Origin of the sequence: Enterococcus sp. DIV0086 (assembly GCF_050498705.1) — a bacterium.
Taxonomy (GTDB): Bacteria; Bacillota; Bacilli; order Lactobacillales; family Enterococcaceae; genus Enterococcus; species Enterococcus faecalis.
On sequence record NZ_JBNIDN010000001.1, the window covers coordinates 609,591 to 628,923 of the forward strand.

Annotated in this window: 17 protein-coding genes; 2 read left to right on the forward strand and 15 right to left on the reverse strand. The window is 38.7% G+C overall.

The genetic code is table 11. The features are described from left to right. Window positions 1-79 precede the first annotated feature (79 nt). The 10 genes from carB to IGI63_RS02960 all read right to left on the reverse strand — a co-directional run bounded on the left by carB (window position 80) and on the right by IGI63_RS02960 (window position 12,604). Window positions 80-3,262: a carbamoyl-phosphate synthase large subunit gene (gene carB, locus IGI63_RS02915; protein ID WP_429975285.1), complete on the reverse strand. Its 3,183-nt coding sequence runs from the start codon at window positions 3,260-3,262 to the stop codon at window positions 80-82. Beyond that, window positions 3,262-4,341 (reverse strand): carbamoyl phosphate synthase small subunit, encoded by a 1,080-nt coding sequence (locus IGI63_RS02920; RefSeq protein ID WP_002360175.1) that lies wholly within the window; start codon window positions 4,339-4,341, stop codon window positions 3,262-3,264. The genes carB and IGI63_RS02920 overlap by 1 nt, the downstream gene beginning before the upstream one ends. 2 nt (window positions 4,342-4,343) lie before the next feature. Next, window positions 4,344-5,627, reverse strand: a complete 1,284-nt coding sequence (locus tag IGI63_RS02925; RefSeq protein WP_429975286.1) for a dihydroorotase — start codon at window positions 5,625-5,627, stop codon at window positions 4,344-4,346. An 8-nt stretch (window positions 5,628-5,635) separates the two neighbouring features. After that, window positions 5,636-6,562, reverse strand: a complete 927-nt coding sequence (locus tag IGI63_RS02930; protein ID WP_202571769.1) for an aspartate carbamoyltransferase catalytic subunit — start codon at window positions 6,560-6,562, stop codon at window positions 5,636-5,638. Window positions 6,563-6,575: 13 nt separating this feature from the next. Continuing rightward, the gene (locus tag IGI63_RS02935; RefSeq protein WP_429975287.1) at window positions 6,576-7,856 is read right to left on the reverse strand and encodes a solute carrier family 23 protein; all 1,281 of its coding nucleotides are present in this window, start codon (window positions 7,854-7,856) and stop codon (window positions 6,576-6,578) included. Between the two features lie 16 nt (window positions 7,857-7,872). Then, window positions 7,873-8,412, reverse strand: coding sequence for a bifunctional pyr operon transcriptional regulator/uracil phosphoribosyltransferase PyrR (gene pyrR / locus IGI63_RS02940; RefSeq protein ID WP_301280621.1), 540 nt, complete (start codon window positions 8,410-8,412; stop codon window positions 7,873-7,875). A gap of 338 nt (window positions 8,413-8,750) precedes the next feature. Next, window positions 8,751-9,656: an RluA family pseudouridine synthase gene (locus IGI63_RS02945; RefSeq protein WP_002357408.1), complete on the reverse strand. Its 906-nt coding sequence runs from the start codon at window positions 9,654-9,656 to the stop codon at window positions 8,751-8,753. Beyond that, entirely contained in the window at window positions 9,643-10,119 is a 477-nt protein-coding gene (gene lspA, locus IGI63_RS02950) for a signal peptidase II (RefSeq protein ID WP_002360174.1), read from the reverse strand. Before lspA ends, IGI63_RS02945 begins: the two co-directional genes overlap by 14 nt. Before the next feature lie 5 nt (window positions 10,120-10,124). Continuing rightward, the gene (locus IGI63_RS02955; protein WP_429975288.1) at window positions 10,125-10,829 is read right to left on the reverse strand and encodes a CBS domain-containing protein; all 705 of its coding nucleotides are present in this window, start codon (window positions 10,827-10,829) and stop codon (window positions 10,125-10,127) included. Between the two features lie 104 nt (window positions 10,830-10,933). Beyond that, window positions 10,934-12,604, reverse strand: a complete 1,671-nt coding sequence (locus tag IGI63_RS02960; RefSeq protein WP_429975289.1) for a formate--tetrahydrofolate ligase — start codon at window positions 12,602-12,604, stop codon at window positions 10,934-10,936. 178 nt (window positions 12,605-12,782) lie between these two features. Here IGI63_RS02960 and IGI63_RS02965 point away from each other — a divergent pair, with 178 nt between their 5' ends. After that, entirely contained in the window at window positions 12,783-12,989 is a 207-nt protein-coding gene (locus IGI63_RS02965; protein WP_002357404.1) for a cold-shock protein, read from the forward strand. A 104-nt stretch (window positions 12,990-13,093) separates the two neighbouring features. Here IGI63_RS02965 and IGI63_RS02970 read toward each other — a convergent pair whose 3' ends face one another. Then, window positions 13,094-13,555, reverse strand: a complete 462-nt coding sequence (locus IGI63_RS02970; RefSeq protein ID WP_002357403.1) for an EbsA family protein — start codon at window positions 13,553-13,555, stop codon at window positions 13,094-13,096. 100 nt (window positions 13,556-13,655) lie between these two features. Here IGI63_RS02970 and IGI63_RS02975 point away from each other — a divergent pair, with 100 nt between their 5' ends. Beyond that, entirely contained in the window at window positions 13,656-14,063 is a 408-nt protein-coding gene (locus IGI63_RS02975) for a ribonuclease HI family protein (RefSeq protein WP_002357402.1), read from the forward strand. Window positions 14,064-14,192: 129 nt separating this feature from the next. Here IGI63_RS02975 and ybaK read toward each other — a convergent pair whose 3' ends face one another. The 4 genes from ybaK to IGI63_RS02995 form a co-directional block, all read right to left on the reverse strand. Further along, window positions 14,193-14,708, reverse strand: a complete 516-nt coding sequence (ybaK, locus tag IGI63_RS02980; RefSeq protein ID WP_002382387.1) for a Cys-tRNA(Pro) deacylase — start codon at window positions 14,706-14,708, stop codon at window positions 14,193-14,195. Further along, window positions 14,705-15,466, reverse strand: a complete 762-nt coding sequence (aroD, locus tag IGI63_RS02985) for a type I 3-dehydroquinate dehydratase (protein ID WP_002357400.1) — start codon at window positions 15,464-15,466, stop codon at window positions 14,705-14,707. Before aroD ends, ybaK begins: the two co-directional genes overlap by 4 nt. A 155-nt stretch (window positions 15,467-15,621) precedes the next feature. Continuing rightward, window positions 15,622-17,406, reverse strand: coding sequence for an ABC transporter ATP-binding protein (locus IGI63_RS02990; protein ID WP_002365738.1), 1,785 nt, complete (start codon window positions 17,404-17,406; stop codon window positions 15,622-15,624). Further along, window positions 17,406-19,157, reverse strand: coding sequence for an ABC transporter ATP-binding protein (locus IGI63_RS02995; protein WP_429975290.1), 1,752 nt, complete (start codon window positions 19,155-19,157; stop codon window positions 17,406-17,408). The genes IGI63_RS02990 and IGI63_RS02995 overlap by 1 nt, the downstream gene beginning before the upstream one ends. Window positions 19,158-19,333: the final 176 nt, after the last annotated feature.

Sequence of the window (19,333 nt, forward strand, 5' to 3'; positions counted from 1 at the left end):
TTCCCCTATAAATGATTTTCTATTTCTTCGTAAAAGAATCTGGAACAGTCCTCCTCAGACGATTGTTCCAGATTTTTGCTTAAATGGCTTCTGTCGTAAAGGCTCTTGATTCTAAAACTTTTAAAATCGCATTTGCTGTGTCAAGTGAGGTAAACAATGGAATCCCATGTTCGACTGCTTCCCGACGGATTGAAAACCCATCTTGGTTGGCACTGGAACGATTTTTATCCATGGTATTGATTACCACTTGTGCATTCCCGTTGCGAATGACATCCAGCACGGTTTCCCCTTCAGGATTAGAAATTTTCGTCACTTTCTTAACAGGCAACTGATGCTTCGCTAAAAAGTCAGCGGTTCCTTCCGTTGCGACTAAACTATAGCCAATTGCTGAAAAACGCTTAGCAATTTCTAACGCCTCTTCTTTTGTTTCATCAGCAATGGTGAAAAGTACAGCTCCATAACTTGGCAAATGCAAGCCAGATGCTTCAAAGGCTTTATACAAGGCTTTTTCTAAATAATAATCACTACCCATAACTTCCCCAGTTGATTTCATTTCAGGCCCTAAGTACGTATCTACTTTTTGTAGTTTCGTAAAGGAGAATACAGGGGCTTTCACATGAACTTGTTTACTTTCAGGATATAACCCGTCTTGATATCCTAGGTCAGTCAGTTTCTCACCAAGAATCGCTTTTGTAGCAACTTGGGCCATCGGAATCCCTGTGATTTTACTTAAGAAAGGAACTGTTCGACTCGCACGAGGATTCACTTCAATCACATAAACACGATTTTCATGAATAACAAATTGAATATTCATCATGCCTACACAGTTTAAACCAAGTGCTAGTTTTTTTGTATAATCGGCAATTGTTGCCTGAATTTCTTGAGAAAGATACTGCGGTGGATAAACCGCCATTGAATCGCCAGAATGCACGCCAGCTCGTTCAATATGTTCCATAATCCCTGGAATTAGTACTGTTTCACCATCACAAATGGCATCAACTTCACATTCTTGTCCCAATAAATAGCTATCAACTAAGACAGGATGTTCTGGAGAAGCTTTGACTGCATGTCGCATATAATCTTCCAAATCCTTTTGATTTTCGACAATTTCCATTGCACGACCACCTAAAACATAACTTGGACGCACTAAAACGGGATAGCCGATACGATCAGCAATCACGACTGCTTCTTCTGCACTTGTGGCTGTATCTCCTGGTGGTTGAGGAATCGCTAACTCTTGCAAAGCTTGTTCAAATAAATCACGATTTTCCGCACGATCTAAATCTTCAATCGTTGTTCCAAGAATTTTAACGCCTTGTTTTGTGAGCGGCTCAGCTAAATTAATCGCTGTTTGTCCACCAAATTGGACGATCACGCCAATCGGATTTTCTAAATCAATCACATTCATGACATCTTCTAAAGTTAATGGCTCAAAGTATAATTTATCAGAAACAGAGAAATCTGTTGAAACTGTTTCAGGATTACTATTCATAATAATTGCTTCATAACCAGCCGCTTGGATTGCTTTGACAGAATGAACGGTTGCATAATCAAACTCGACCCCTTGACCAATGCGAATGGGACCAGAACCTAATACTAGTACAGAAGGCTTGTTCGAAACATTGCTTTCGTTTTCCACTTCATACGTGCTATAAAAATAAGGCGTGTGTGATTCAAACTCTGCAGCACACGTATCCACCATTTTATAGACGGGCACAATTTGATTGGCTCTGCGGAAGTCAGCGATGGCTTGTTCTGTTTGTCCCCAAAGTGCTGCGATTTTCCGATCAGAAAAACCATTTTGTTTGGCTTCTTTCAAAACAGCTACGTTGTCCACGTGACTTTCAAGGGCTGTTTCAATTTCGATAATGTGTAAAAGTTTATCCAAGAAGAATAAATCAATTTTCGTTAAACTTTGTAATTCTTCGATGCTATATCCTCTACGAATGGCTTCTGATAAGTAGAACAATCGATCATCTTGCGCATGGACCATTTTCTTCGTTAATTCTAAATCACTGACATGACTTAGTTCTGCTAACTCGTTGTGATAAGCACCAATTTCTAAAGAACGAACTGCTTTTAATAAGGATTCTTCAATATTGCGGCCAATTGCCATGACTTCCCCGGTTGCTTTCATTTGCGTTCCTAGTTCTCGAGCACCTTTTTCAAATTTATCAAAAGGCCAACGAGGAATTTTGGAAACAACATAGTCCAAAGCGGGTTCAAATTCGGCATAAGTGGTTCCAGTAACTGGATTTTTCATTTCATCTAATGTTAAACCAACAGCAATTTTTGCAGCTAACTTCGCAATGGGATACCCTGTGGCTTTACTAGCAAGTGCAGATGAGCGAGAAACACGAGGATTAACTTCAATCACATAATAATTAAAGCTATGCGGGTCCAAAGCTAATTGAACATTACAGCCACCTTCAATTTTTAATGCACGAATAATTTTCAAGGACGCATCTCGCAACATTTGGTATTCATAATCTGATAAGGTTTGACTCGGAGCAAAAACAATCGAATCCCCAGTGTGAATGCCGACAGGATCAAAGTTTTCCATGTTACAAACCACAATCGCATTATCAGCCGAATCACGCATCACTTCATATTCAATTTCTTTAAAACCAGCAATACTTTTTTCAATTAAACATTGTGTAACTGGTGATAATTTCAGACCGTTTTCAGCAATTTGGCGGAGTTCTTCTTCCGTATCACACATGCCGCCGCCTGTTCCACCTAAAGTAAATGCGGGACGAACGATAATTGGATAGCCAATTCGTTTGGCAAAAGCCACGGCTTGTTCTACCGTATTGACAATTTCACTTTCTGGAATCGGTTGTTCTAATTCTTCCATCAATTGTTTAAATAAATCACGGTCTTCCGCTTGGTCAATCGCACTGAGCTTTGTTCCTAGCAATTCTACATTTAGCTCATCTAAAATTCCTGATTCCGATAATTCCATCGCCATATTTAATCCAGTTTGACCACCTAATGTTGGTAGAAGAGCATCAGGACGTTCTTTTCGCAAAATTCTTGAAACAAATTCTAAAGTAATCGGTTCAATATAAACATGATCCGCGATTTCTTTATCGGTCATGATGGTCGCTGGATTTGAGTTTACTAAGACAACTTCATACCCTTCTTCTTTTAGCGCTAAACAGGCTTGTGTGCCTGCATAGTCAAATTCTGCTGCTTGTCCAATAATGATTGGTCCTGAACCAATCACCATGATTTTCTTGATGTCCGTTCGTTTTGGCATTAGTTTTGCTCCTTCCATGCATCCATTAATTCCATAAATTCGTCAAATAAATGAAGACCATCGTGCGGTCCTGGAGCCGCATCTGGGTGATATTGCACAGTAAAAGCTGGATAATCTCGATGACGCACGCCTTCAACCGTTCCATCATTGACTTCCACGTGGGTCACAAGTAATTTTTCTGGATCAATTGTTGCTTCATCTACGGCATATCCGTGATTTTGTGAAGTGAAATCAATGCGTCCTGTTGCAATTTCTCGTACAGGATGATTCAAACCGCGATGTCCAAACTTCATCTTATACGTATCCGCACCATTTGCTAATGAAAATAACTGATGACCTAAGCAGATGCCGAAAATTGGAACTTTTCCTTGGATTGCTTGAATCATTTCAATAGCTTCAGGCACATCTTTGGGATCTCCAGGCCCATTTGTCAACATGACACCATCGGGACTTAATTCTAAAATCTCTTCGGCCGTTGTATTATAAGGCAACACAGTTAAGTTGCATTGCCGTTTTGATAATTCTCGCAAAATACTATGTTTCAACCCAAAATCAACGACGACTACATTACGCCCAATACCTGGACTCGGATAAGGCTTAGTGGTGGAGACTTGTGCCACTTGATTTTTCGGCATGACTGTCGCTTTTAATTGATCAAACGCATGCGGCAAATCATCCACGGCATCAATGATGCTCCCTTTCATTGTTCCAGCTGATCGTAACTTACGAGTCAGCGCACGCGTATCAATTCCTGAAATTCCCGGAATCCCTTTGCGCTTTAAAAATTCATCCAAGGTCATTTGTTGACGCCAATTTGAAGCAACCCGCGCATGCTCTTTAACAATGACACCTTTACAGGTTGGTGCAATGGATTCATAATCATCTCGGTTGACCCCGTAATTTCCAACTAATGGATACGTAAAAGTAATCATTTGTCCATTAAAACTTTGGTCAGTAATTGCTTCTTGGTAACCTGTCATGCCAGTAGTAAAAACAACTTCTCCTACTACATTGCCTTCTGCACCAAACGCTTTTCCTTCAAATACTGTTCCGTCTTCTAAAATCAATAACCTTTTCAAACCTACTGCGCCTCCTCCAACCAAGCTAATGCTCCGTCAACAAATGTCATAAGTGTCTTTCCTTTGACTGTCCACCCTGTAAATGGTGTATTGACAGCCATTGATTCAAATGCTTCTGCATCAATTGGTGCAGCTGTTGCTAAGTCAAAAACTGCAATATCTGCTGGTGCACCAATTGTTAGTGTTCCTGCGTTTAATCCAAAAATTTCTGCCGGTTTCACTGCCATCCAATCAATCACTTGTTCTAATGTGAAAATGCCTGTTTCGACAAAGTTCGTATAAATCAATTGGAAGGCCGTTTCACTACCGACAATGCCAAAAGGTGCGTTTAAAAATGATTGTTGTTTTTCTTCTAAACCATGGGGCGCATGGTCGGTAGCAATACAGTCAATCGTGCCATCTAACAAGCCGTCAATCAATGCTTGTCGATCTGCTAAACCACGTAATGGCGGGTTCATTTTCCAAAACCCTTCGTCACCAGGAATATCCTCATCGACTAAAATTAAATGGTGTGGCGAAACTTCGGCTGTTACGTGAATCCCTGCTTTTTTAGCATCTCGAATAACGCGCACGCTTTCTTCTGTTGAAACATGACAAACATGATAATGAACGCCTGTTTCTTTTGCTAAAGTAATATCCCGAGCAATTTGTGAAGCTTCCGTTGCACTTAAAATCCCTGGTAGGCCTAATTTCTTAGAAACTTCTCCTTCATGCATCACACCACCAAATAATAAAGATTCATCTTCCGTGTGCGCAACAAGCGCCATATTTAATGCAGCCGCTTCTTTCATGGCTAAGTACATCGTTCCTGCCGTTTGGACACCAACACCATCATTCGTAAATGCAAAGGCGCCCGCTTCTTTTAAGGCCTTCTGATTGGTTAAAACTTCACTCCGTAGCTCTTCTGTAATGGGGGCATATTGTAAAACTTTCACGACTGCATCTTTTTGAATTAAGTCGTAAACCTCACTTAATTTTTCAGCCGTATCTGGTACTGGATTCAAATTGGGCATTGCGCAAACCGTAGTAAAACCACCGCGAGCAGCAGCTTTACTGCCCGTTTTAATCGTTTCTTTATACGTAAAGCCTGGTTCTCTAAAGTGAACATGTACATCCACAAAGCCTGGCGTGATTAGTTGCCCTTTCGCATCAAACACTTGCTCAAAATCTGCTTCGTCAAACGATTCTCCGATTGCGTGAATCACACCATTTTCTAGCCAAAGTGCTGCCTCAATCAATTGATTCTCTTTTTTGATGATTTTTCCATTCTTAATTAACGTCTTCATTTCTCCACCTAGGCCTTTCCATGTAAAATTGCTTCCAAAATTGCCATGCGCATAAAGACTCCGTTACTCATTTGCGCGACGATTCTTGATTGCAGACTTTCCACTAATTCATCTGCCAGTTCAACATCCCGATTGACTGGCGCTGGATGCATAATAATTGCGTGTTTCTGTAAACGAGTTGCCCGTTCGTTGGTTAAACCATATTCCAAATGATAGCCTTCTTTTGAAAAACTTTCCTTACCATCATGACGTTCGTGCTGCACGCGAAGCAACATCATCACATCGACTTTTTCAACAATTTCATCTAGCGGCACATATTGTCCATAGACATCAAACTGATGATCATACCACTCTTCTGGACCTGAAAAATAAATTTCAGCGCCTAAACGGTTTAATAACTGCATATTTGATTTGGCAACGCGAGAATGTGTAATATCTCCCACAATCGCCACTTTCAAGCCTTCAAATCCACCAAATTCTTCATAAATGGTCATCAGATCCAATAAACATTGTGTAGGGTGTTGTCCACTCCCGTCCCCGCCGTTAATAATAGAACATTGAATCGTTTTACTTTGAATCAATTCATCGTAATAATTTTCTTTACCATGACGAATGACTGCTACATCTACACCAATTGCCGACATCGTTAGTACTGTATCGTATAACGTTTCTCCTTTTTGAACAGAACTTCTACTTGCTTCAAACTCAATCACTTCTAAGCCTAATTTTTTCTCAGCTACCTCAAAACTTTTATGTGTTCGAGTACTATTTTCAAAAAACAAGTTTGTTGCAAAATATTGACGTTCTTCTGGGTACCATTTTGCCCCCTGTTTAAATTCTCCTGCGCGACGGATTAACCCCATGACTTCACGGTCGGTTAAAGCCTCAGCAGTTAAAAGATGTTTTAAACTAATTCGTTCAGATGTAATAATCATTCGTCCAGTCCTCCTACTGTTCTTCGCTACGTGCGTTTTCCGGTAAAATTAAATTCAAAACAATTCCTAAGACGGTTGCTAATGCCATTGAAGACAATTCAAAGGTTGCTACTTTGAAGACTAAGCCACCAATGCCGATGACTAAAATTACTGAAGCAATCAATAAATTCTTTTTCTTATCAAAATTAATCTTATTATCGATTAAGATTTTCAAACCACTTGCGGCAATCACACCGAACAAGACGAAACTAATTCCTGAAATAACTGGTCCTGGGATACTTAGAATCAAGGCACTTAATTTTCCAACAAATCCTAAAGCTACAGCGAACACCGCGGCTCCACCAATCACGAAGACACTGTGTACTCTTGTAATTGCCAACACGCCGATATTTTCACCATAACTTGTAACTGGCGGTCCACCAACAAAACCTGCTACAATTTGCGCTAAGCCATCTCCCATTAAAGTTTTAGATAAGCCTGGGTCTTGGAAAAAGTTGCGCTTGGTTAATTTATTCAAGACCATTAAATGACCAATATGTTCTGTCATTGTTACAAAAGCAATTGGTGCCATTGTTGTAATGGCATTTAAATACAATTTCGGTTCATATTGAACAAAAGGTACTTCAAAATTCGGTAAAGCAAACCAAGCGGCTTCTTTAATAGGGGTTAAGTCAATAATTCCGAAAGCTAAAGCGACCAGGTACCCACTAACAATTCCCAAAAGAATTGGAATTAATCCTAGGAAGCCTTTGAAAAACATGTTGTAAAAAATGGTTAAGCCTAAAGTAATTAAGGCTACGGCAATATATTTAAAATCATAAACGTTGTTGTTATACATTGCGTTATTTGCGGCATTAGCTGCTAAGCCTAAACCGATAACCATCACGACAGGTCCTACAACGATAGGCGGTAAAATTTTATCCAACCAGTCGGAACCAATTTTTTTAATGATTAATGAAACGATTAGGTATACCAAGCCGGTTGTCATAGCACCTTGGGCAATGGCTGGATAACCATCACTCTTCATTAACATCTGCATCGCTGCAATAAAAGCAAAGCTACTGCCAAGATAAGCGGGGATTTTTCCTTTTGTAGTAATCAGATAGACCATTGTTCCTAATCCTGAACTGACTAACGCAATCCCTGGGTCAATTCCCACTAAGATTGGTACTAAAACCGTTGCGCCAAACATCGTAAATAAATGTTGTAAACTTAGGCCAACCCAGTGAAAAGCTTGCGGTCTGTCTTTAATATCTAAGACTGCATCCTCATTTCGAAATTCTTTTTCTGACAACGTTGTTCACTCCTTTTTATTCGTTTCCTTTACTGATCATAATACGATCTGCGCCGTCACGCTCTTCCATTTCCACAATAATTTCCTCAGTTTTTGATGTTGGAATATTTTTTCCTACATAATCGGCACGAATCGGTAGTTCCCGATGCCCACGATCTACTAAGACTGCTAAAGAGATTTTTCTTGGACGACCTAAATCCATAACAGCGTCCATCGCAGCACGAATGGTCCGGCCCGTGTACAAGACATCATCCACTAAAATAACTTCTTTACCTTCAATTGAGACTGGTACGTCAGAAGAATGTAATTCAGGTTCCTCCATATCTTTCACATCATCACGATACAAAGTAATATCTAATTCACCAACTGGCACGTCAATATCTTCTAATTGTTTTAAGCGTTCGGCTAGACGTTGTGCAATGTATATCCCACGCGTTTTAATTCCTACTAAAACAATGTCTTGAATTCCTTTGTTTCTTTCAATAATTTCATACGAGATTCGAGTAAGCGCTCGTTTCATTGTGACTGCGTCAACAACTTCTTTCTTTGGCATAATAATTTCCTCCTCATTTCTTTTTTATCTACGTCCTCGCTGTCTTGGGGTCAGCGATTCTTCCTTCAATTGAGCAGCTGAAAAATAAGTGGATTTTTATTGAAATTGTCCTGTTATTTTTTCCAACAAAAAATCCTCCTACCCGTATGAGGATAGGAGGATGTTGGTTACAGTTTAAAAAGGTACAAGGGTACCATGTAGCCCACACAACTTACTAACTAAGCGCACCTAGTGTTCTTTTGCATGATTCCTTCTTAGCCTCACGGGACTAAACTTAAAGGTTACAGTTATTTAGTTATTTTTCTTCTTAAAAAAGAGTTTACCTCTTCTTCAGAAAAAAATCAATGATTATTTCTTAATTGGTGTAAAGTTTTTTCAAAAACTTCTGGTAAAGGTGCTTCAAAGACTAATTGTTCACCTGTAGTAGGATGTGTAAAGCCTAATAACTTCGCATGTAAAAATTGTCCATTGCCAGGCAATGTTTTTTTCGGTCCATATAATGGATCTCCAGCTAATGGATAACCGATATATTTCATGTGAACACGGATTTGATGTGTCCGGCCTGTTTCTAGTTGTAATTCAACTAAGGTAAATGCATCAAAACGCTCTAAAACAGTAAAATGCGTGACTGCTTCTTTACCGCCTTCAATGACCGCTTGCATTTTGCGGTCAACCTTGGAACGACCAATAGGCGCATTTATTTCTCCCTTATCGTGAGGAATAACACCGTGGACCAAGGCAACGTATTTGCGTAACGATGTTTTTTCTTTTAGCTGTTTCGCTAATGATTCATGGGCTTGATCATTTTTAGCCACCATCAATAGCCCCGAAGTATCTTTATCAATTCGATGAACAATTCCCGGTCGCACCACATCATTAATCGCCGATAAGTGATCCGCATGATGAAGTAACGCGTTCACTAATGTACCCTTGGGATGCCCTGCCGAAGGATGAACGACCATGCCTTGAGGTTTGTTGACAACAATCACATCATTGTCTTCATAAACAATGGTCAAAGGAATATCCTCTGCTACCATATCTAGAACTTCTGGTTCAGGAATTGTTACAACAATTTCATCGCCTGCTGTAACTTTGTAATTTGCGCGGACCGTTTCACCATTAACTGTTACGTGTTTTTCTTTTAACCATTGTTGAATTTGCGAGCGGGAATGATTGGGTAAATGTTCACTTAATACTTTGTCAATCCGGCCTTTTTCTGTTTGAATCGTTACGTTAATTTGTTCCATTTTTGCCTTCCTTTGCTGCTTTTTCATCTAAAATCAAATAAATAAATATACAAATAACGCCGACCACTAACGTACTATCTGCAACATTAAAAATAGGAAAATTCATAAAATCCGTTTGGAGCATGTCCACCACGTAGCCTAAACGTACACGATCAATAAAATTCCCAATGGCACCTGCTAAGACAAAAGATAAACCTACAGAATACCAGATACTTTTTTTATAATTCTTAATTAATAAATAAATAATCACGACACTAACAATTACTGTGATGACATAAAAGAATATCATCTTTCCTTCTAATAAGCTCCAAGCGGCTCCGGTATTTCTTAAATGGGTCAGCGACAAAAATCCAGGAATGAATTCTTTTGTTTCACCCAAAGAAATGTTTTGGACCGTCAAATATTTGCTCCATTGGTCAAGCCCTACTAATAAGGCACTGATTAAAAAATATACTACTAACAATCGCGTCATTCCTTTTCTCTATGAATACTTGCTAAATCTCTTGGTCGAACAATGCCTACTAACTCACCATTAGGATGGCCACTTTTACTAATAAGCACAGCTTCTAAGCGTGGCTGCTCCCGAAACATTTGTTCAACTTCAAAAACGGTTGCTTCAATTGAAACAAATTGATAGTTGCTGCGTTTATAATTTGATGCCAACAATTCTCGCACCGTTCGGTTGGCAATGTGAACTTCGCCTTTGGTGCTCTCAATGGCAAACCATACACCAATCCCTCGAACCGTGATTAATCCTTTAAATACACCTTTTTCATAAATCGGAAATTGGGAATATTGTTTTTTTGCAATAATCGTTAATAACGTTTCTAAAGAAGTGGTGATTTCAAAAGCTGTAACACGTTTCGCAAATTTAGGCACTACTTTTTCTGGTTTTGTTAAAGCTTGTTCAATCGTTTCAATTCGTTGAACTGCCCATTCGTTTGGCTCTGCAATTACAAAATCATCAGCAATTCGCTCATGAACGATGGCATTTCTTAACTGAGCCATTTGAAGCAAATCCTCTTCAAATTGAGCAATCAGTCCTTTTTCTTTTCGGGAAAGACGTCTTGTCATTTCACTGAATCCCATATTGACAGGATTGTTCAGTCTCTCTCTCATCCACTTTTCAATGCGATTAAAGTGTGCTAAAAATGTATCTGCTCGTTCCCCCATAGTCTTTGCTCCTTATAATAAACTACGCAATAAATTTCCGTCATTATTTTTTATTGAGCTACTTTCAAGTATATACTAAAAATAGTTCTCAGGAAAGAGCGGCTTTAAAAGAGACCGCTCGCTTGACCCGTTTCGTCCACATCCATATTTAACGCAGCAGGAACCTTCGGCAAGCCAGGCATCGTTAAAATGTCACCCGTTAACGCCACGATAAACCCCGCACCGATTTTTGGAACTAGTTCACGAATCGTAATCGTAAATCCTTCTGGCCGTCCTAATTTTTGAGGATCGTCAGAAAGTGAATACTGTGTCTTCGCCATGCAAATTGGTAATTGATCCCAACCATTTTTTGTAAAGTCTGCGATTTGTTTTTGCGCTTTCGGAGAAAAAATCGCCTGTTCCCCGCCATAAATCGTTTGTACAATGGCTTGAATTTTTTCTTCAATAGTTTGGCGAGGATTATATAAAGGTTGAAACTGTTTTGTATTGGCTTCAATCTCTGCTACTACTGTTTTCGCTAGGTTCGTGCCACCTGCGCCACCTTGCGCCCAAACACTTGTTAACTCGACGGGCACGCCTAACGCTTGGCAGGCTTCTTTCAATAGTTGAATTTCTTTTTCTGTATCCTGTGTAAACTCATTAATTGCAACAACTACTGGTACATCATAACGTTGCATGTTTTGAATATGTTTTTCTAAGTTGGCAAAGCCTTTTTGTAACGCTGGTAAATTTTCTTCTGCTAACTGATCTTTCGCCAAACCGCCATGCATTTTCAACGCGCGAATCGTTGCCACAATCACAACGGCATCGGGTGCTTTTCCTAAAGAAGGTACTTTAATATCTAAAAATTTTTCGCCACCTAAGTCACCACCAAAACCCGCTTCTGTTACGACATAATCCCCTAGATGCAAAGCCGTTTTTGTCGCTAAAATACTGTTACATCCATGAGCGATATTGGCAAAAGGACCACCGTGAACAAAAGCTGGAGTTCCTTCAATCGTTTGAACTAAATTAGGTTTTAAGGCGTCTTTTAATAATAAAGTCAGGGAACCTGCCACGTTTAAATCTTTAACCGTCACCGGCTCTCTTTGGTCATTATAGGCGACAATAATCCGACTTAAGCGTTCTTTTAAGTCCGTTAAATTTTGCGCTAAACAAAGAATCGCCATAATTTCGCTTGCCACAGTAATATCGAAACCGTCTTCTCTTGGTACACCTTGGAAAGGACCGCCTAAACCAACAACGACCTGTCTGAGCGCACGATCATTTAGATCCACTGCCCGTTTCCAAATCACCCGCCGAGAATCAATCTTTAATTCATTTCCTTGCTGTAAATGATTATCTAGTAACGCAGCTAAGGCATTATTGGCTGTCGTAATCGCATGCATATCACCAGTAAAATGCAAATTGATTTCTTCCATTGGTAATACTTGTGCGTAACCGCCACCTGTTGCGCCACCTTTAATCCCCATTACAGGACCTAATGATGGTTCTCTTAGGGCAATAACTGTTTTTTTATTGATTTGATTTAATGCATCTCCTAAACCAATGGTCACGGTTGACTTTCCTTCTCCTGCTGGCGTTGGATTAATCGACGTAACGAGGATTAATTTACCTTCTGGTTGCGCTTCTAAGGATTGAAGCGTTGGAAAATCTATTTTCGCTTTGTATTTCCCATAAAGTTCTAGCGAATCTTCTGAAAGACCGATTGTTTCGGCAATCTCTTGAATAGGTTTTAATGTTGCTGCTTGTGCAATGTTAATATCTGTCTTCATAACGGACCCCTTTTCAATTCTTTATCGTCTTTGTGACACATTGTTTCTTTTAAATTATAGCTTGTATTGAATAGAATGGCTAGAATAACCTTTTTTAAACAACCCAACCATTGACGTTTGGTAGCCTTTTCTCGTATAATGAAAGTGTCTTTACAAATCTAAAAGGAGCGTGAATTGGATGCAAAAAGGAATTGTCAAATGGTTCGATAACAGAAAAGGTTATGGTTTTATCGTTTACAACGAAGAAGATGAGATTTTTGTCCACTTCACTGCTATAGAAGGTGACGGATTCAAATCACTTGATGAGAATCAATCTGTAGAGTTCGAGATAATGGAAGGCAATCGTGGGCTACAAGCAGCACATGTCAAAAAAATAGATAACTAAAAAAGCTGAACCAACAACGCTTTGCTCCAAAAAGTAAGTAAACGTAGCGTTTGTTTCAGCTGATTATTTTAAGATTTTGAGAGTGGGTCACCAGTCGTTTCGACTTATGACTCACTCTTGTTTTTTTCTTCTTTTTTATGAAGGCCCAAAGAATGATCTTCTGCTACCTTCAATTCAGGCTTTTTTACCTTAAGTGCCTCAAGAAATAACGGAATCGTTTTCTTTTTCATTAAAAAGACTTTTGAACCTTCCTTAAATTCTGAGGAAAAAATTTCGATGCTTTTTTCATTGTAGGTTACTTTTTCTATCTGAGAAAGCGGAAGTGCTTTTTTGCGAAACCATAAAACATCTCTGACAATTAAAGATGTTTCTGTCATGTTAAAAGACCGCGCAATTCCTAGATACGCAAACACAAAAAATGGAACCATCACCAGATTACTAATCAAGTAAGGACCATTATTTTCCAATGCTAAAATTAAACTAATAAATAATATACAAAATGTGCAAGACCAGTAAATAATTGTTGATGCTAATTCTGGCTGCCAATAGAATTTCTGTTTTTTCATAAAGTGCCCTCACTACTTCTGGATCAACGCCGCTAAATTTAAATATGTTATAATAGTAACATACTTTTTTTAAGAACAAAAAGAAATTAGGAGTAATTTTATGTTAAGAATTTATGTAGATGCTGCAACAAAAGGCAATCCAGGTGAATCTGGCGGCGGTATCGTTTACCTCACCGACCAATCGCGGCAACAATTGCATGTGCCTTTAGGCATTGTTAGTAATCACGAAGCCGAATTTAAAGTGCTGATTGAAGCTTTAAAACAAGCGATTGCCAATGAAGACAATCAACAAACCGTTCTTCTCCACTCAGATAGTAAAATTGTTGTCCAAACAATTGAAAAAAACTATGCTAAAAATGAAAAGTACCAGCCTTATTTAGCAGAATATCAACAACTAGAAAAGAATTTCCCTTTGCTCTTAATCAAATGGCTACCTGAAAGTCAAAACAAAGCGGCCGATATGCTCGCACGGCAAGCATTACAAAAATTTTATCCCAATAAAAAGTAGCACTGTCTACTTAATGCTTTTCCTTTATTAATTTGATAATTAAACACGTGGAGCAAAAATCCCTAGTGATTTTTGCTCCACGTTTAAAAACAGATAAACGGTTCTGTCTCGACTTCTTCTTATAGCCACTTATTCTTTTGTCGTTATTTCCGCAAATTGTCCATTGGTTAGCGAAAGGATTGCTTCAGGCGCTAATTCAATTTGCATGCCACGTTTGCCTGCAGAAACAATAATTGCAGAATATTGTTGAGCTTCTTCAGCCAAATAGGTGGGAAATTGTTTTTTCATCCCAATTGGTGAACAGCCCCCACGAATATAGCCTGTGGTTGCTTCTAAATCTTTTAAGTGAAGCATTTCTACCTTTTTGTTGCCACTAGCTTTCGCTAATTTTTTCAAATCTAATTCTTGATTACCAGGAATGACAGCCACGACTGGACCTGTTTTATTACCTACTGTAACCAAGGTTTTAAAAATTCGTCCTTTTTCAATACCTAAACTTTCAGCGACACTTTCTGCACTTAAATGATCTTCACTCCAAGCGAATTCATATTCTTTATATGGTACTTTATGTTGTTCTACCATGCGCATCGCATTCGTTTTTTGTTGTGTTTTTTTCTTTGCCACTTTTTTCACCTTCTGAATCACTTGTTTTGTTCGAATGTCTTTAAATAATTTCTTAATACTTGTACGGATAGTTGGCCTGGTGCAGACGCTTGCTGGGCGGAGCCAAAAGTTAGTGCCGATCCGAACAGTTGACCTGTTACGCGACTAATCATCCCTAACTGTCCCATTGACATAGTAACGATTGGGACGGATGCATAATGGGTGTACATTTCATTGGTTGCTGAAAGTAACGTAAGTACATCTGTCGCATCTTGTGGCATCACAGCTATTTTACAAATATCCGCCTGACGCATTTGCATTTGGCGTAACCGTGCGACAATCTCCTCTTGCGACGGTGTTTTCTGAAAGTCGTGATTACAGAGAACAATTTTAATCCCCGCCTTTTTAGCTTCGTGAATTAACGTATCTGCCGCCAGCGGATTCGCAAATAATTCAATATCTAATAAATCCAACGCACCCTTTTTCACTAATTCATGATACAAAGCAAAATAATTTTCCTCAGAAAAAGCCATTTCGCCGCCTTCTTTTTGTGTACGAAAAGTTAACAATAACGGTTTTTGCCCCAACCGTTCCATTACTTGTTGTGAAAGATTACATACATCGGAAAAATCAGCGACATTTTCATAATAGTCTAAACGCCATTCCACCAAATCACAATCTAGTGTTTGGCTCGCCGTTGCTTCGGCCAAAATATCCTCGGCTGTTGGAGCAACAATGGGCACCACAATTTTGGGATTCCCTTCACCTATTCGCACATTTTTGACTATAACTGGCTTCACAGTTCCACCTAACTTCCTCGTTTGTTTTTCTCTCTTCATATCATACCATTTCTATTCTTTTTTGCAATTTAAAGAGCTACAAAGACAGCTAGAATTAGGAATTTCCTAACACTAAATGCCTTTGTTTAAGTTATTTAACTCTTTCTATTGTTACGTTAAACTTCCGTACTTTGTAACTGATACATATCCGCATAAAGGCCACCTTCTGCCAGTAACGTTTCGTGCGTTCCTCGTTCTACAATCTGCCCTTTGTCTAAAACTAAAATCAAGTTTGCATCACGAATCGTCGAAAGGCGATGCGCAATCGCAATTGTCGTTCTCCCTTGACGCATTTTGGCTAATCCTTCTTGAATCAATCCTTCTGTTTCTGTATCAATATTAGCGGTTGCTTCATCTAAAACTAAAATTTTGGGATCAGTCACAATCGTTCGTGCAAACGAAATTAATTGACGTTGTCCGCTAGAATAACTCGCTCCTCGTTCAATAACTTTCGCATGATAGGTATTGGGTAACGTGTGAATAAATTTATCTGCCTGAACAAATTCCGCAGCCTGTTTAATTTGTTCATCTGTAATATTGGGATTCAGTAAACGGATATTTCCAGCAATATCTCCATAAAACATGAAAGCGTCCTGTAATACTAAGCCCATCTTTTCCCGTAATTCTGTCATGGGAAAATCACGAATATCACGATCATCAATTAAAATCTGCCCTTCATAAAATTCATAGAAACGCATGAGTACATTAATAATTGAACTTTTACCACTTCCTGTATGACCGACTAAAGCGACGGTTTCCCCTGGATTTGCAACAAAGCTAATATTTTTCAATACTTCGTTTTTGCCGTCATAAGAAAAAGTAACATTGCGAAATTCAATTTTCCCGCGGATAATTTCCCCATTCGCACCTACTGATTGTTGCGGCGTTAATTCTTCCGTATCCATAATTTTTAAAATACGACTACCTGCGACAATCCCATCTGTAAAGATACTTAGGAAGTCCATCATTTGTGTCATCGGATTAAAAAAAGCTTGGACATACGTTACAAAAGCATAAATCATCCCCGCTTCTACAGGAGAATGTAAAGCATCGATGCCAAACATAGTTAAGGCCAATGCAATCGCCAACGTATACAACAAATTAATGATGGGACTTAATAATAATGAATTCATACGAATCATTGCTACTCGTGTTTTTAAATAATCATCATTGGTTTCCTCAAATTCTTTTTCCAAACGCTTTTCTTGGCGAAATTGTTGAATGATTTGCATACCAGAGATGTATTCATTTAGTTTGGTGTTTAATTGACTTAATTTTTCCCGCATACTGCGATATAATTTTGAACTAAATTTTTGGTAATACCAAATCACAACTAATAAAATTGGCAAGAAAATTAGAGAATAAAATGAGATTTCTGGACTGAGTTGAAACATTGCAAAAAATGACGAGATTACGGCAAAAATTCCTGTAATCACCATTAGGAATACATACCAGAATTCAAACAATGTTTCTGTGTCATTTGTAACACGAGACACCGTCGAACCCGCTGGTGTTTGATCAAAATAACGCATACCTAAAGTGTGTAATTTTTCAAATAATTTCACTCGTATATATTGATACGTTTTTAAAGAAGCCATCGAATACAAATACCATTGGAAAAACCAAACAATACTTTTGACAATGACACCAAAAAAATAAATAGCAGCAAAAGTTAGAATCACTTGCATTGTAGCAGTTTTAGGCGTTAAATAATTATCCATAAAAACTTGAATGACTCTAGGCAAAAGAATATTGATAATTGATAAGCCAAATGCAAAGAGAATAGCTGTGTAAAACATGCGTCGAAACGGTTTGGCAAAACGAAACAAACGCTGAACAATCGTTAATTGTTCTTTCAGCGGTAACTCTCTGGACCATTCGGATTGATACTTTTCTTCCATTAACTCTCACTCCCTTCAATTTTCGCTTCTAATTGCTGTTTTTCCCACATCCGCTGATACCAACCCTTCTGAGCCAGTAACTCTGGATGCGTCCCCCGTTCAATAATTTTCCCTTCATCCAACACTAAGATTTCTTTTGCATGCATGACACTACTTAAACGATGCGCTGTAATAATAGTGGTTTTTTCTTGGCGCGTTTCTTTTAGATTTGATAAAATCGCCTCTTCAGTCTTCGCATCGACTGCAGATAAGGCATCGTCTAAAATTAACAATTCTGGTTCAACAATCAAGGCCCGTGCAATAGAAATCCGTTGTTTTTGTCCTCCAGAAAGCGAAACGCCACGTTCCCCAACCATTGTGTCATAGCCTTCAGGGAATGCTTTAATTTCTTGGTTAATAAATGCTAATGCTGCCGCTTGTTCAACTGCTGCTTGTTCTAAGTCTGGTTTAGCAAAACGAATGTTATCTCGTACCGTCATGGAAAAGAGAAAGTGGTCCTGTGGCACGTACCCCATTGCACCCATCAATGCATCTAATGTGTAATTTTTAATGTTATGTTTTCCAAAGGAAATCGTTCCTTGGTATTGGTCATATTCACGCATCAACAACTTCAAAATAGTGGTTTTACCAGCGCCTGTTTTACCAACAATCCCCAAGGTTTCTCCTTCTTGCAACGAAAATTGGATGTTTTCCAATGCCACTGCCTCTTCTTTTGGATAAGAAAAAGAATCAATCTTCATTGAAATTGTTCCTTGCGCCATTGTTTTGATGGCATCTTTTCGTTCGATAATATGCGTTTTTTCATGTAATAATTCGTTCACACGATCGTAACTAGCATTCCCACGTTCTAACACATTAAATAAGCGCCCAATCGCAAACATTGGCCAAACTAGCATCCCAATATAGGCAATGAAAGAGACCAACTGACCTAAACTAATCGTTCCTTCCATGATGAAACGACCACCAATAATAATTGTCAAAACATAAGAAACACCAATAATCAGCGTAATAAACGGATCAAACAGTGCATCTAAAAAGTTCGTTCGTTTATTTTTGACGATAGCATCATCAATTTTCTCTGTAAAATCAGCAAGATCTTCTTTTTCTTGCCCAAATGTTTTAATGACTTTAATTCCAGTGATACTTTCTTGTGTTTTATCATTAATCGCTGAAAAAGCAGCTTGTGAATCTCGAAAGGCATCATGCAACTTAGAACCTAAAACTCGTGAAGTGACGGCTAATAAAGGCAGCGGTAATAAAGCAATTAATGTTAAGCGCCAATCGACAAATAGAATCATTGCGATAATCGTTGTTCCTCCCGTAATCATAGAGTCGGCAAACGTTAAAATCCCAGCTCCAGCCACATTTTGGATGGCATTTAAATCATTGGTTGCATGCGCCATCAAGTCACCTGTCCGATATTTCTGATAAAAGATGCTATCCATTTTTGTGAAATGATGAAATAATTGAGTCCGTAGCTCTTTTTCCAAACGAGCCGCACTCCCCCAAATATGCATCCGCCAAATATAGCGAAAAAGATATTGGGCAAGCCCAGCACCAATCAAGAGTGCAACCCACACGATAATTTTCGTCAAGCGAATTTCTTTGTTAACGATTTCATCTACAACGACGCCAATAACTTTGGGCGGGACTAATTGAACAAGAGCGACCATCATTAATGAGAAAACCCCAATAATATAACTTTTTTTCTCTTGCTTAAAAAACCAGCCTAATTTTTTGAATATGGACATTCAGTTGTCCCTCCTTTTACTTTGTTGTTCTACGAAGACTACTTTCGAGCTAGAAGGTTTCTTCGTTATTGTTGTTTTTGATTAAACGTTTCGCTCTTTTCCTCCTAGATTATCCTATTCTCCCGCAAAACAACAAAAAAACGGACTGAAAATCAGCCCGTTTTTACACTTATTCA

Excerpts from the sequence above, each read along its gene's own strand:
- IGI63_RS02930 (WP_202571769.1), bottom strand. The coding sequence starts at position 6,562 with ATGATTATTACATCTGAACGAATTAGTTTAAAACATCTTTTAACTGCT.
- IGI63_RS02990 (WP_002365738.1), bottom strand. The coding sequence starts at position 17,406 with ATGGAAGAAAAGTATCAATCCGAATGGTCCAGAGAGTTACCGCTGAAA.
- IGI63_RS02960 (WP_429975289.1), bottom strand. The coding sequence starts at position 12,604 with ATGAAGACAGATATTAACATTGCACAAGCAGCAACATTAAAACCTATT.
- IGI63_RS02965 (WP_002357404.1), top strand. The coding sequence starts at position 12,783 with ATGCAAAAAGGAATTGTCAAATGGTTCGATAACAGAAAAGGTTATGGT.
- IGI63_RS02975 (WP_002357402.1), top strand. The coding sequence starts at position 13,656 with ATGTTAAGAATTTATGTAGATGCTGCAACAAAAGGCAATCCAGGTGAA.
- carB (WP_429975285.1), bottom strand. The coding sequence starts at position 3,262 with ATGCCAAAACGAACGGACATCAAGAAAATCATGGTGATTGGTTCAGGA.
- IGI63_RS02970 (WP_002357403.1), bottom strand. The coding sequence starts at position 13,555 with ATGAAAAAACAGAAATTCTATTGGCAGCCAGAATTAGCATCAACAATT.
- IGI63_RS02925 (WP_429975286.1), bottom strand. The coding sequence starts at position 5,627 with ATGAAGACGTTAATTAAGAATGGAAAAATCATCAAAAAAGAGAATCAA.
- IGI63_RS02995 (WP_429975290.1), bottom strand. The coding sequence starts at position 19,157 with ATGTCCATATTCAAAAAATTAGGCTGGTTTTTTAAGCAAGAGAAAAAA.
- IGI63_RS02955 (WP_429975288.1), bottom strand. The coding sequence starts at position 10,829 with ATGGGGGAACGAGCAGATACATTTTTAGCACACTTTAATCGCATTGAA.
- IGI63_RS02945 (WP_002357408.1), bottom strand. The coding sequence starts at position 9,656 with ATGGAACAAATTAACGTAACGATTCAAACAGAAAAAGGCCGGATTGAC.